A 13,451-nucleotide genomic window follows, 5' to 3' on the forward strand; every position below is an offset into this window, starting at 1 on the left:
TTTTGTTTCAGAAGGACACACCAGCCTTGGCACACAGACAACGGGCCAGGGTCGCAGCAATAGGCAGCTGGCTGATGGTCTCAAAATGTGCAAATCGCGGCGCCGGATTTATCTCCAGAAAGTAATAGTGACCCTGCTCATCCAGACGCCAGTCTATAGCGCCCCAGTGCATGCCTAGCCTGAGCATCAACGCGCGGCCCTGACGCACCAGTTCGTCGGGCAGGGTGTGCGGCCGATAACGGGTATGGCTATCTTCTCGAAAATCGACGTACGAAGACTGTAATTCGCCGCAAAAACAATAATCATCAATCAGGTAACTGCGAATATTGGTGCCGCCGATGTATTGCTGCAAGGTTGCCGGCTCCTGGCCTGCTGCCTGAGCTGATGCCTGGCCGGTATGGTGGGGAGCCTGATCCTGATCCTTCCTGAACCGATAGGTAAAGCGGCCCCCGTGGACCGGTTTTATAATAATATCCGGGTGCTTATTCAAAAACAGCCGCACGCGGTCCGGATGATTACCGATACAGGTGGCAGGCAGTCGTAAATCACCCTGAGCAGCCAGAGTCAGCTGCCAGGGTTTGCATTTGTGTGAACGCATCACCGTCACACTATTAAACCACCGGATATGCGGTTGCTGGAACAGCACCTCCAGCAGACTGTATTTATCGTGTGGGTTGTTCCCATGGATACCGGGTTGGTCATTATTAGTGTTAAACGGATAAAACTGGTCCCAAAAGACACTGTGTATCTGCTTGAAAGCCACTTCCTCATGGTTCACCCGCAACCAGCCGGAGGCCCTTTCAGGCTCGTAGCTGATAAAACTGTCACTGCCGAACCGGCTGGTGTCGAGCACCAGGATCCGATAGGAATGCCTGGTCAGCTGCTGCATAAGGTGCCGGACTTCTGGGGTCTCGACCTTACCAATAATTAATACTGTCTGGCGCATAAAAGGGCGCTCCAACCGTTGACCGGAAATGGCGGCGCTACACTAAGCGCCGCCCCATCTGCAGACAGTGTTACCACAAACTCGGATCGGGCAGGGTGCCGCCGTCTTCGCCTAATGCCTGGGTAAACTGAGGCTGGGGTTTAAGTTGCGGCTTAGGGTCGGGGGCCATAAGATGTGGGCCGGCACCGGCGATCTGGTCGAGGCAGGTATCAGACAACTCGCGGGGTGTCGTACGGATATAACGGGGGGCATTGCTTGGTTTCATCATTATCTTTCCTTGATAGTATAAAACAGGCCGCCAGCGCGGCCCAGGGGTGGTCATCAGCTTTTTGCTACAGTGGTTTCAGGCTGATACAGGTAACGAAAATAGCTGGCCATTAATGCTGACCGGTTGCGTATTTCCAGTTTTCGATAAATATTCGCGCAGTGAAATTTGACGGTACGCTCGCTGATAAAAAGCTGTGCAGCGATACTCTTATTGGGCAGTCCTTCAAGAATCTTGTGGGCTACCTGCCGCTCCCGGTTGGATAGGCTGGATAGGCGAAGGTGATAGATGCTGGTGTCATTAATGCTGGTCATTAGGCTCTCCTTGAGCAGGGTTTAGGGGTACACATATATCCTGCTGAGCATTCGACACACGGGTCAGACTGCCGTTTTCCAGGATAAAAACGTCATCGGCCAGCGCTATAGTGTGCGGCCGGTGAGCAACAATAATTCGGGTAATAGACATGGCTTTAAGGTGCGCATTGATGCGAGCTTCGTTGGCCACATCAAGGTGACTACTGGCTTCATCCAAAAACAACACCGCTGGCTGTCGATATAGCGCCCGGGCCAGAAACAGACGCTGGAGCTGGCCACCACTTAAGGTGCTGCCCATATCGCCGACCAGGGTCTGGTATTGCATTGGCATGCGGGCGATATCCTGTTCCAGACAGGCCATGCGGGTGGCCTGTTGTAGCCGGTCCATGTCGGGGGTGTCATCAAAGCCGGTTATGTTGTCCAGTACGGTGCCGTTTAGACAGGTATCATCCTGCAATACCGCCGCGCTTAGTCGGCGAAAGTGGACACTGCTGTGCACCTCCTGTCCGGCGTATTGCACGCTGCCGCTATCTGGCTTTATCAATCCCATCAGACATTTCAAAAAGGTACTTTTGCCGGCGCCGCTGGGGCCAATAATGGCTATGGTCTGGCCCGGGGCCACCGTCAGATTCAGGTTCTCAAACAGCGGGACGCTCAGGGCACCAAAACGATACGACAGGTTGTTCACGTGCAGCGCCGAGGACGGCGCGCGGGTGCCAGAGTGGTCGTAATTAAGCTGTTCCGGAGTGCTGAAAACAATATCGGCTAACCGGTCCAGGTGAACTCGCAGTAATTTCAGCTGAATCAGCTGGTGGATTAAATTGTCGCAGGCAGTGGTAAACTGGCTTTTGTAGCTGATAAAGGCATACAGCATGCCCACGGTGAATAGATTACCCATGACCGCCTGCGCGCCCAGAAAAATCACCAGCAGATTCTGCACTCCAAAGATGAGCTGATTAGCCGCGGCCAGCACAATGTCGGTTTTACCCAGGCGGATATCGGTGTTGATAACTTTGACCAGCAAATTTTGCCATTGATTATGACGCAGCGCCTGATAATTGAATTGCTTGACTGCCTGAATCGAGCGCACGGTCTCAAGAAAATGCCCCTGCTCGGTGGCGCTGTGGTGCAACCGTTCGGCGCTGATGTTTCTGATATGTCCGAAGGTGGCCCAGCGCAGGGCGATATACAGCACAATACTGCTGGCGACTACCACACTAAGCAGCGGTGAGTACAGCCACATGACCACCAGCATCACCAATGTCATCAGGCCATCCAGCAAGGCGGTCACCAGCCCCGTGGTCAGCTGTTCTCGCACCTCAGCCAGACAGCCAAACCGGGACACCACATCGCCCAGGTGACGCCGGGCAAAAAAGTCTGCCGGCAGATGCAGTAAGTGATGAAACAGATTGGCGGACATCTGGCCCTGTAAACGGCTGGATAACGACAAAATCAACCATTTTCGTACCCCGGTGGTGGCACATTCAATCAGCAGCAGTAAGCCAAATCCCAGTGCCAATACGCTAAGCAGATGATCAGAATGGCGCAATAGCACATCATCTACCACCGTCTGCATGTAGTAGGGGCTGGCAAGGGCAAAAAGCTGGAGCAGTACCGACAATACAAACAACAGAGTCAGACTGCGTTTAAGCCCGCGAGCCCGTTGCCAGAAGTGTCCCAGAGTCAGTCTAGGCGCGGCGTCCGGACACTGATAGAGGCCGGCGCAGGTGAGCTCCAGCGCCACCCCGGTGAGCTGCTCATCGGCCTCAGCAAAGCGTAAAAAGCGCTGTCCGGTGGCCGGGTCGTTGATAAAGATACCCTGGCGGCTGACGCTGGTGAGCACCACAAAGTGTTGCATGTTCCAGTGTAAAATCGCGGGCAGGCTGAGTTGTGCCAGGTCTCCGGGTTCAACTTTTAACGCCCGCGCCGATAAATTAATCTGGGCTGCCACGGCCATAAGATCTTTTAAGGTAAGCCCACGGCCTGAGACCCCAAAGCGCTGTCTCAACGCCGATAATTCCAGTTCGTTGCCGAAATGCTGACTGACCATACACAGACACGCCAGTCCACACTCAGCCATTTCGGCCTGAAAGACTTGTGGTACGCGGGCCCGGGGCGTCCATCGAAACTGTAACGGGGCGGCGAATAATGTGTTCATACAGCAAGCCTGCCCGATAATGTTAGCAGCGGCTCGAGCAGCCATTCCAGTAATGAGCGCTCGCCCAGGGCAATGTCGGCAGTAAAGGTCATGCCCGATTTAAGGGTGACAGGTTGTCCGTAAGCCTGCAGCTGTTGAGCCTCAAGACGCGCCTCGGCTAAATACACCGGCTCCTTAAAATTTATCAGATTAGGCCCCACCTCGCTGGGTAACATCGCAGCGCTGGATAACGTGGTGATCACCGCCCCATGCAAGCCGAACTTCTGATAGGGGTAGGCGTCATAGCGCAGGGCCAGCTGCTGGCCTTGTGTAACAAAGCCCGCGGCGCGGACCGGAATGGCGAAGCGGGCGCGCACCTGCTGATCCGGCGGAGTCAGCGTCAGCAATGGCGTATTGGCTGGTTGTGAATGCCCCGCAAAAGCCACCAGATTGCTTACTACCCCATCGCGGCTGGCACGCAGGATCCGTTGGCTTTGAGATTGTAACTGTACAAGCTGCTGACGAATTTCACTGCTTTTATGCCCAAAGGCTGCCAGCGCATTGTGCTGCTCCAAAGGCAAAGCCTCCAGAGCCTGTCGGGTTTGTGCCAGCGAGCGGGTCAGGGCGGCCAGCGCCTGCTGCTTATCTCCCAGTGACTGCTCGGCACTAAGCTTGGCGGCGTAGGCGGCATCCACTTCGCGTGAAGCCACATGAATACCGCTTAACGGCGCCAGACGTTGGTAATGCCGTTGGGCCAGAAGCAACTGTGACTGCGCCAGATCTTTTAAACGGGCCAACGCCTCATGCTCGTTGTTCAGCGCGGCGAGGTCCCGGGTCAGTCCGTCATGTTTGTGCTGATACAGGGTTCCGGTATAGGCAATTTGTTGGTCCAGTCCCAGCAGCTGTTGCTGATATTCGTGTTGCAGCGACTGCTGGGCGACCCGGCCGTCTGCCAAGTTATGATGGACTGTAAGGGCAATCAGCGGCTCGCCCCGACGTACCTGTTGGCCTTCGGTTACCAATACCGCCTGGATAATGCTGCCGGGCTGATCAGCATAGACCTTTACAATCCCGGCGGGGGGCTCTAACCAGCCACTGACCGTTGCCTGGCGGCTATATTGGGCCTGACTCAGGTAGGTGATCGTGGCGGCGCTCCATAGTACGATGGCGCTGGCGATAACCCCCAGCCGCATTGATGGCTGAATAAAAACACTGCCGTGTAATCGGGGGCCCTGGGCGGCGAGGGCCTGGGGCCTGAACAGTCCGTTTCTCATGATTTTTAGCATCCTTGATAATGGGCATAGCATCTGACGGTGTTGTCAGATAACACAGCGTCATCTTCCCTATGACGTGTTGGTCTCCCTGGCATCCTGTTTCCCTGACACCTGCCTGACCTGAACTGTGTTATCTGCAAACCGGCGACGTGTTCCTGCTGCGTATCATTTCCGTGAACTAAACACGTCACTTTCCTGGGGTGTCGGGGGTGTTAACCGACGCTATTGAGATTAGGCAAAGGCGGCGGTGAATGCTTATGGGAGGCGGACGAGTTTTCCCTGCGGCCCTCTGGCAGCAACGAATGTCCTGATTGTGATAAGAATGGCCGGATTTTGCTACTGACTACCTACGGTCGTACAGGTGGGGGCGGGCCGGGCCTGGATAGACTTTAAGAAAATCGTGGTGAATAGGGCAAACGAAAATGATGGAATGGGACTGATGAAGATAAAAAAGCGGCAGTCACAGAATGACTGCCGCGATAGGTTTAGTTACTTTCTTTATTACTTTGATTACACGTTACCAGGGCGGTTACTTATGTTGCCAGTGGTATTTGTGTGACTTTTGCTCGATGGCCTGGCTGGTGGCTTCGGGCATAAAGGTTTTGTTGTCACTTTCAAAGAAGAACGGCTTACGGGTTTTGTCATCGCCTAATTCATTCATGGTAGCGGCTTCATAAATGCGCCCGTTCAGCACCGTGTATTCAACATACTCACTGCGTTGCAGGTTGTTCAGCACATCACCATCGATGACCACCAGGTCGGCCAGTTTGCCGGCTTCGATACTACCAATATCGGCCGCCATCCCCAGATGACGGGCACCATCGATGGTCGCGGCCCGTAAGGCTTCAAACGGGGTAAAGCCGCCTTGCTCCATTAACCACATTTCCCAGTGCGCGGCTAAGCCTTCGCGCTGACCATGGGCGCCAATGTGGACACTCACGCCGTTGTCCCGCAGGGTTTTCGCATATTCGGCCACCGCCTGATGATTGTATTCGCTATCCGGAGCCGTGGGACGACGGATGGCCCGGGAGTCGAGCAAAAACGACGGCGTATAGCGTAACAACCGCGGATTTTTCCAGACCTCGGTGCGATCGTACATATACTCTTCACCCATCATGCCGCCATAAGACACCACAAAGGTTGGGGTATAACCAAACTCGGTGGCACTCCACAGCTGTGTGACATCGCTGTAACCACGCTCAATGGGCAGGCTGTGCTCAAGCCCGGTATGCCCGTCTACCAGCATGGTAAGATTCTGCTGCAGCTTGCCGCCGCCTTCTGGCACCACCATCATGTCCTGTTTACGCGCGGCCCAGACCACCTGCTGGCGTTGACTGCGGGCGGGTTGGTTGTAACTTTTCACCGAAATGGCTCCGGCTTCTTTTAACCGCTGAACATGAAAATAGGCATCGTCGTAATCGTTAATAATGGCCTTGTAACCTAATGCTTCAGCACCGTACAAAATGGCGCCGGTAGAATAGATGCGCGGGGCCACAATATCGCCGGTGCGTTGTAGCTCTGAGGCGGCAAATATTTCGGTGGTGTCATTGGACGGATCATGGATGGTGGTGACCCCAAAGGCCACATTCGAATACTGGCTCCAATTCTGCTGAGGAATAATTTCATTACGTCCCTGCGAACCGTGGGCATGGGCATCGATGAGACCCGGCACAATAGTTTTGCCGGTGGTATCCACCCGCATGGCATCTTCGGGGATGGCCACTTCGCCTTTTTTGCCTACTTCGACAATCCGGTTTTCTTTGATAATGACCACGCCATTTTCAATTACTTCCTGAGTATTGTCGGCATTGCGCATGGTGACTATGTTACCGCCCACCAACGCCTTGTAACCTGAAGGTTTGTCAGCTTTGGTGGTAAACGACAGGTTGGTCACTGAATTTTCGGCCAGTTGCGCTGCGTTATTGTCGTCGGCATTTAATGCCGCCTGAATATTCTGCTCGTAATAGTTCGGACCATGGAACCAGCCTACCGCGCTGCTGTCTGCTTTCCAGGTGAAGTATTCGCCGGCACGATCAGATAACTGGGTCACGGGCAGCGAGGTCATTTTTGGTCCCAGCGTGATTTTTTTACCATTATCCACAAACGGGGCGATATAGGTTTTGAACTGATGAACAAACGCCACCCACTGCTTATCAGGAGACAGGCGGTATTCGCTGACCTTATCGGCGCCATACAAATGCACCCGTTTGTCGTTCCCCGCCAGATTCACACTGCTTAGCTGGGTTTCCGGGTAAGGGGTACCGCCCACCGATTCGGTGAAATATACCCGCTGGTTGTCACCGGCAAAGTGCGCATTGGTGCCCGACGCCGCAACCTTGGTATGTTCGCCGGTGGCCAGTTTGGTGACGTACAGCCCCGGGTCCAGTGAGTACTTAGGATCTAACAGGTAGCCGCCGGAGAACTTACGATAGACCACCTGTTGGTCATCACCGGAAAAGGCGGGTTCTACATAATGCCCGGGGTATTGGTAATCACCTGGCTGTTGCTGCCATCGGCATTAATAATGCGCACTTCGCCCAGCTGCTGGTCATGCCAGGTGGTATAAACAATCTTGCTACCGTCGTTAGAGTAACGCGGATAATATTCGTCGTGATCGTCCTGTTGCGTTAAACGCGTAACCTTACCGGATTGCTTGTTTTTGGTGTATAGCTTACCCAGCGCCTGAAACAGCATCGTCTGGCCATCAGGGGAATGCTGTGACCAGCGAATCATTTTTACATCAAATTCGTCCGGCGCCACATCCACATCAAAGCGCAGGGCGTTGGCATATTGTTTGGTTGCATTGACCGAAATATCAATGTCTTCAACGGTTTTGGTGGCCACATCAATTTTATGGAAGGTCCCGCCGGTCCAGTACACCAGCGCGCTTGAGTCTGGCAGCCAGTCAAAATAGGCATAGTAGCCTTCAGAGCCAAAGCCTTCCTGCATATCGCGTTCAAGATCCAGGGTCAGCGGGGTTTCCTCGCCGGTTTTCAGATCTTTAATAAACAGGGCCGTATTGCTTTTTACCCGGCGTACAAAGGCCAGGTAATTGCCGTCCGGAGACGGAGTGGGGACAATAGCGCCACCGGTGCCGCTGATAAAACGGGTTTCTTCACCGGTGGAACGGTCAAAGCGGGTAATCGCAAAAATGCCTTCCAGGGGGTTGCGGTTGTATTCAAACTGGGCGCCAGGCACGGTGTTTTCGGTGTAATAGATGTAGTTGCCATCATGAGAAAATACCGGGTCAGCAATATTCTGCTGGTCCGCATCGCCGTGAACCCGCGCTTTTATCTGCAGACCATCGCCGCCATCAATGTGATACATCCAGATTTCACCGGCAGGGATACTGCGGCTCGACATAATTCCCTTAGTGGCCACCAGATACTGGCCGTCGGGGCTCCATTTGGGCGAGTGCACCAGGTTATTTTTTTCTTGGGAAACCTGGCGTAAATTACTGCCATCGGCATCCATTACCCAGATATTGGAAATCCCGCCACGATCGGAAATAAAGGCAATTTTACTGCCATCGGGGGAAATAGAGGGTTCAATATTCCAGCCAAAATCGGCGGTCAGGGCTTTGGCCTTGCCACCGGTCAGCGGCACCTGATAAATATCCCCCAGCATATCAAAGACCATATACTGGCCATCGGGAGACACCGACAGGCTCGACCAGGTTGTCTGATTGGTAGAGATAGTGACTTCATTTAAGTCAAAGGGGGATCCATTATATCCCAGCTGGGTTGGTCAGAATCGGTGGCTGCCTGAGCAGTTCCACTGATCAGTAAGCCGAGTGCGGAGGCCAGCAGAGTGCGGCGAAGGGGCATGGTCATGTGTGTTAACCCTGTAGTGTTATTATTGTCAAAAACAGTTAACTTATCTGCTATCTGTTGATATTGCAAAAGACAACACTATCAGGGTGTAAAGCCTGGCTACCAGCCCGCTACGATGAATGGCGCATAATAACGGGCTGAAATTTCATCAGGTCATGGTGACAAATTCTTCGGCGCTGGTGGGGTGAATGGCCACACAGGCGTCAAAGTCAGCTTTTGTGGCGCCCATTTTCATAGCCACCGCAAAGCCCTGCAGAATTTCGTCCATGCCATGGCCAATACCATGCAGACCCACAACTTTTTCGTCTTCACCCACACAGACCAACTTCATTTTAGTGGGCTGACGGTGGCGGGTGACGGCGGTGAACATGGCCGAGAACGACGAGGTATAAACCTTTACGTCTTGCTGGTACTGCTCGCGCGCCTCGGCTTCGGTGAGCCCGATAGTTCCAATGGCAGGGTGTGAAAACACCACGGTAGGAATCAGATTATAATCCAGGTGCGCTTCGCTCTGGCCATTGAACAACCGTTCGCTAAGCAGGCGGCCAGCCTTGATGGCCACTGGGGTCAGCTCTACCTGACCGGTAATATCGCCAATGGCATAAATGCCCTCTGCGCGAGTGTTCTGATATTTATCGACACTGATAAAGCCCCGGTCATCCAGCGCCACTGAGGTGTTCTCCAGTGCCAGTTTATCGGAACTGGGTTGCCGGCCAATGGCCCAGATAAGACAATCTGCTGTCAGGGTTTCACCACTGGTCAGCTCAATACGCAGTTCGCCATTATCCAGTTTTTCTACCTTTTCGACACCTGACTGCTTGTGCAGTTTCGGACCTTCATTTTCAATCACCTCCACCAGGGTTTCATGAATGATAGGATCGAAGTGCCGTAACGGCGCATCATGGCGAATAACTAAATCGGTTTTTGAACCTAATGAATGCAGCACACCTGCCAGTTCCACCGCAATATAACCGGCGCCCACTACCACGGCCCGCTGGGGTTGTTCTTCCAGGTCAAAAAAACCATCCGAGTCGATGCCATGCTCCGCGCCGGGGATATCCGGCAGACGCGGGTGGCCACCTACTGCCACCGTAATATGGGGGGCCGTGTAGTGTTCACCATTTACCTCAATGGTGTGGTCATCAACAAACCTGGCGTAACCATGAATCAGGGTAATCTCGTTGGCTGCAAGCACTTTATCGTATGAGGCATGGATGCGCTGAATGTAAGCACGACGGTTGGCCACCATTACCGGCCAGTTAAATTTGTTTAATGTGACGTCAAAGCCATAGTCTTCGGCATAACGATTAATCGATTCAGCCACATTGGCGCCGAACCACATTGCTTTTTTGGGTACACAGCCCACATTCACGCAAGTGCCACCAATAAGGTTGCCTTCAATTATGGCCACCTTTTTACCATGTTTGGCAGCCCGGTTTGCCGAGGCGATACCGCCACTGCCGCCGCCAATACAGATGTAGTCAAATTCTTTCATAGGGTTCCCGTTCTACTCAGGGTGGGTAAGACAAATAGTCTGGCACGATTGGTGTGCTTACTCAAAATAGATAGTTTCAAAAATAGAAAGTTTCAAAGATAGAGCGTCCCAACAATAGCAATTACTCAACTATCAAAGGAACGACCATTTGCGTCATCTATCGGATGCTTACGAAAAAGGCAGCCCAATGGGTCGTTCAGGAGCGTTGGCAGACTATGCCCGGCAAACAATCACACCGGTTTTAGCTTCATGCCTTGTTTTTGCCCTTCGCCAGCCCTACATTCTTGTTATACCTACGAATAAAAAGTGAGAGCCTAATGACACAACCTGCAATTGAGCAAGTCGATGGATTACCTGTTTTTTCTCAGATTTCGCCAGAACAAATAAAGCCCGCTATTGAGCAAGCGATTGCTCACTGCAAGCAAACCATTGAAGAAGTGGTGGCCTCTGCAGATGACAGCTACGCTAATGTGGTGCTGCGTGTGGAAGAAGCCGATGATCGGCTAAGCAAAATGTGGTCACCCGTGTCTCATATGAATTCGGTGGTCAGCAGTGATGCCCTGCGCGAAGCTCACGACAGCTGTTTACCCTTACTGTCTGAATACGGTACCTGGGTGGGCCAGCACGAAGGCCTGTACAATGCCTATACCCGTCTGCGCAACAGCGAAGAATTTGGTGAGCTGGACGAACAGCGTCAGAAATACATCGACAATACCATCCGTGACTTTACCTTGTCGGGCGTGGCCCTGCCGGCAGAACAAAAGCAACGTTATGCTCAAATCAGCGCCCGTTTGTCAGAGCTGTCCTCAACATTCAGTAATAATGTGATGGATGCCACCATGGGGTGGACGCGGCATGTTACCGATCAAAACGAGCTGGCCGGGATGCCTGAATCGGCCCTGGCGGCAGCGGCTCAGGCAGCGCAGCAAAAAGATTTAGATGGCTGGTTATTTACCCTGGATATCCCGTCTTATTTACCGGTGATGCTGTACGCCGATAACCGGGCGTTGCGCGAGCAAATGTATCGGGCGTTTGCCACTCGTGCGTCTGACCAGGGGCCAAATGCAGGCAAGTGGGATAACACCGACATTATTCAGGAAATTCTGGCACTGCGCACCGAGTCCGCCAAAATGCTGGGCTTTAACAATTATGCAGAAAGCTCTCTGGCGACCAAAATGGCCAACTCTACCGACCAGGTCACCGGCTTTTTAGAAGATCTGGCCAAGCGTTCTTTACCTCAGGCTCAGGCCGATTTGGATGAGGTAAAACACTATGCTCAACAACAGCATCAGGTAGATAGCCTGGAAGCCTGGGATGTACCGTATTACAGCGAAAAGCTGAAACAGGAAAAGTACACCATCTCTGATGAAATGCTGCGTCCCTATTTTCCGGAAGAAAAAGTCTTACATGGCCTGTTTGAAACTGTTCAGCGTTTGTATGGCCTGAAGATTGTGGAGCAGCCGGGCGTCGATACCTGGCATGATGACGTTCGCTATTTCACCATCACCGATAATGCGGATGCACTGCGCGGCAGTTTTTATCTTGATTTGTATGCCCGGGCCAATAAGCGTGGTGGTGCGTGGATGGATGAATGCCGTGTGCGCCGTGAACAGGAAAACGGGAAGATACAATTACCGGTGGCCTATCTGACCTGTAATTTCAATGGTCCGGTAGGAGATACACCTGCTTTATTCACCCACGATGAGGTAGTGACCCTGTTCCATGAGTTTGGTCATGGCCTGCATCATATGCTTACGAAAATGAGTGTGGCTGGTGTGTCGGGTGTAAACGGGGTGCCCTGGGATGCGGTGGAGCTACCCAGTCAGTTTTTAGAAAACTGGTGCTGGGAAGAAGAAGCGCTGAATTATATCTCGGGGCATTATGAAACCGGTGAACCGCTGCCTAAAGAATTGCTGGATCGCATGCTGTCGGCCCGTGATTTCCAGTCGGCGATGCAAATGGTCAGGCAGTTGGAGTTCAGCCTGTTCGACTTTAATCTGCACCAGCAAGAAGGGGATCAGGTAGATGTGCAGGCCGAGCTGGACAAAGTGCGTCAGCAGGTGGCTGTGATTGTACCGCCAGAATTCAACCGCTTCCAAAACAGCTTTGGTCATATCTTTGCCGGCGGTTATGCCGCCGGTTATTACAGCTACAAATGGGCAGAGGTTCTGTCAGCAGATGCCTTTAGCAAATTTGAAGAAGATGGCATCTTTAATCGGGACACCGGCAAAGCGTTTTTACACAACATTCTGGAAATGGGCGGTAGCCGCGAACCAATGGATTTATTTGTGGCGTTTCGTGGCCGAGAACCCAATGTCGAAGCCCTGCTGCGTCATAGTGGTATTAAAGCGGCATGAGTGCGGAGTCATTTGAGGTAATTTACCGGCGCGCCTGCGAACGCAAGGGTGGTAAAGCCGGGCTGGAACGGTTGCTAAGCCAGCCGTTGTCAGCAACTCAGGTGGCCCGTATTCCAGATGACCGGTTTTTAGCCGCGATGACCAAAAAGGTATTTCAGTCGGGGTTTGTATGGCGGGTTATTGAGCAGAAGTGGCCTGCTTTTGAAGAGGTCTTTTTTAACTTTGATGTCGAAAAAGTGCTGCTGATGCCCGACGAAATGCTGGAAAAAAAGGCCACCGATAAGCGTATTGTCAGAAATTATAAGAAGGTTATGACGGTACGCGCCAATGCTTTGATGATTGCCGATATCCGCCATGATTACCGCAGCTTTGGCGAATTTGTGGCTAGCTTTGGCGCGGCGGAGGTCACCCAATTGTGGCTGCGCCTGAAACAACATGGTGCCCGTCTTGGCGGCAACACGGGGCCGTATATGCTGCGCTCGTTAGGCGTGGATACCTTTTTGTTATCTCAGGATAACGAAGATTATCTGCGTAAACATGAAGTGTTTGATGGCGGTGTTACCAGTAAGCGGAGTTTAGCGGCCATTAATCAACAGTTTGCCGACTGGCAGGCACAAAGTGGCCGGCCCCTGACCCAGCTAAGTCAGATCCTCTCGTATAGCTGGGGGAGCAACCGCGCGAATAGCTGATTAAATATGGCAGAGATACGCACTCTGCCATATTCCTGCCTTTACCTTACAATCAGGTCAGTTAGCACGAATTTAACCGTAAATGGCTGTTGCTCACGGCCTTTATTGGGTACACTTCGAACCATTATTGAATACGTCAAC

General features: G+C 52.7%; 10 protein-coding genes. 2 read left to right on the top strand and 8 right to left on the bottom strand.

The annotated features are described in order from the left end of the window. Nucleotides 1-7 precede the first annotated feature (7 nt). The 8 genes from IT774_RS01550 to gorA all read right to left on the bottom strand — a co-directional run bounded on the left by IT774_RS01550 (nt 8) and on the right by gorA (nt 10,264). The gene (locus IT774_RS01550) at nt 8-946 is read right to left on the bottom strand and encodes an ATP-grasp domain-containing protein (RefSeq protein WP_195811051.1); all 939 of its coding nucleotides are present in this window, start codon (nt 944-946) and stop codon (nt 8-10) included. 70 nt (nt 947-1,016) lie between these two features. Then, the gene (locus IT774_RS01555) at nt 1,017-1,214 is read right to left on the bottom strand and encodes a hypothetical protein (protein ID WP_195811052.1); all 198 of its coding nucleotides are present in this window, start codon (nt 1,212-1,214) and stop codon (nt 1,017-1,019) included. Between the two features lie 53 nt (nt 1,215-1,267). Then, nucleotides 1,268-1,525, bottom strand: coding sequence for a response regulator transcription factor (locus IT774_RS01560; protein ID WP_195811053.1), 258 nt, complete (start codon nt 1,523-1,525; stop codon nt 1,268-1,270). Further along, nucleotides 1,512-3,683 carry a peptidase domain-containing ABC transporter gene (locus IT774_RS01565; protein WP_195811054.1) on the bottom strand — a complete coding sequence of 724 codons (2,172 nt, stop codon included), beginning with the start codon at nt 3,681-3,683 and terminating at the stop codon, nt 1,512-1,514. Before IT774_RS01565 ends, IT774_RS01560 begins: the two co-directional genes overlap by 14 nt. Then, nucleotides 3,680-4,936 carry an HlyD family secretion protein gene (locus IT774_RS01570; RefSeq protein WP_195811055.1) on the bottom strand — a complete coding sequence of 419 codons (1,257 nt, stop codon included), beginning with the start codon at nt 4,934-4,936 and terminating at the stop codon, nt 3,680-3,682. The genes IT774_RS01565 and IT774_RS01570 overlap by 4 nt, the downstream gene beginning before the upstream one ends. Before the next feature lie 529 nt (nt 4,937-5,465). Then, nucleotides 5,466-7,373 carry an amidohydrolase family protein gene (locus IT774_RS18120; protein ID WP_456300152.1) on the bottom strand — a complete coding sequence of 636 codons (1,908 nt, stop codon included), beginning with the start codon at nt 7,371-7,373 and terminating at the stop codon, nt 5,466-5,468. Nucleotides 7,374-7,402: 29 nt separating this feature from the next. Further along, on the bottom strand, nt 7,403-8,596 hold the full coding sequence (locus IT774_RS18125; RefSeq protein WP_456300153.1) for a TolB family protein: 1,194 nt from the start codon (nt 8,594-8,596) through the stop codon (nt 7,403-7,405). Nucleotides 8,597-8,917: 321 nt separating this feature from the next. Beyond that, on the bottom strand, nt 8,918-10,264 hold the full coding sequence (gene gorA / locus IT774_RS01580) for a glutathione-disulfide reductase (protein ID WP_195811056.1): 1,347 nt from the start codon (nt 10,262-10,264) through the stop codon (nt 8,918-8,920). 317 nt (nt 10,265-10,581) lie between these two features. Between gorA and prlC the strand changes: the two genes are divergently transcribed. Both prlC and IT774_RS01590 read left to right on the top strand, forming a co-directional pair. Beyond that, nucleotides 10,582-12,621 carry an oligopeptidase A gene (prlC, locus tag IT774_RS01585; protein WP_195811057.1) on the top strand — a complete coding sequence of 680 codons (2,040 nt, stop codon included), beginning with the start codon at nt 10,582-10,584 and terminating at the stop codon, nt 12,619-12,621. After that, nucleotides 12,618-13,310: a DNA-3-methyladenine glycosylase I gene (locus IT774_RS01590; protein WP_195811058.1), complete on the top strand. Its 693-nt coding sequence runs from the start codon at nt 12,618-12,620 to the stop codon at nt 13,308-13,310. Before prlC ends, IT774_RS01590 begins: the two co-directional genes overlap by 4 nt. The last annotated feature ends 141 nt before the right edge of the window (nt 13,311-13,451 follow it).

Origin of the sequence: Salinimonas marina (genome assembly GCF_015644725.1) — a bacterium.
Classification (GTDB): Bacteria; Pseudomonadota; Gammaproteobacteria; order Enterobacterales; family Alteromonadaceae; genus Alteromonas.

Bases quoted from the DNA above. Each gene is read 5' to 3' on its own strand.
- gorA (WP_195811056.1), bottom strand. From the start codon at position 10,264: ATGAAAGAATTTGACTACATCTGTATTGGCGGCGGCAGTGGCGGTATC.
- IT774_RS01565 (WP_195811054.1), bottom strand. From the start codon at position 3,683: ATGAACACATTATTCGCCGCCCCGTTACAGTTTCGATGGACGCCCCGG.
- IT774_RS01560 (WP_195811053.1), bottom strand. From the start codon at position 1,525: ATGACCAGCATTAATGACACCAGCATCTATCACCTTCGCCTATCCAGC.
- IT774_RS01555 (WP_195811052.1), bottom strand. From the start codon at position 1,214: ATGATGAAACCAAGCAATGCCCCCCGTTATATCCGTACGACACCCCGC.
- IT774_RS01590 (WP_195811058.1), top strand. From the start codon at position 12,618: ATGAGTGCGGAGTCATTTGAGGTAATTTACCGGCGCGCCTGCGAACGC.
- prlC (WP_195811057.1), top strand. From the start codon at position 10,582: ATGACACAACCTGCAATTGAGCAAGTCGATGGATTACCTGTTTTTTCT.
- IT774_RS01570 (WP_195811055.1), bottom strand. From the start codon at position 4,936: ATGAGAAACGGACTGTTCAGGCCCCAGGCCCTCGCCGCCCAGGGCCCC.
- IT774_RS01550 (WP_195811051.1), bottom strand. From the start codon at position 946: ATGCGCCAGACAGTATTAATTATTGGTAAGGTCGAGACCCCAGAAGTC.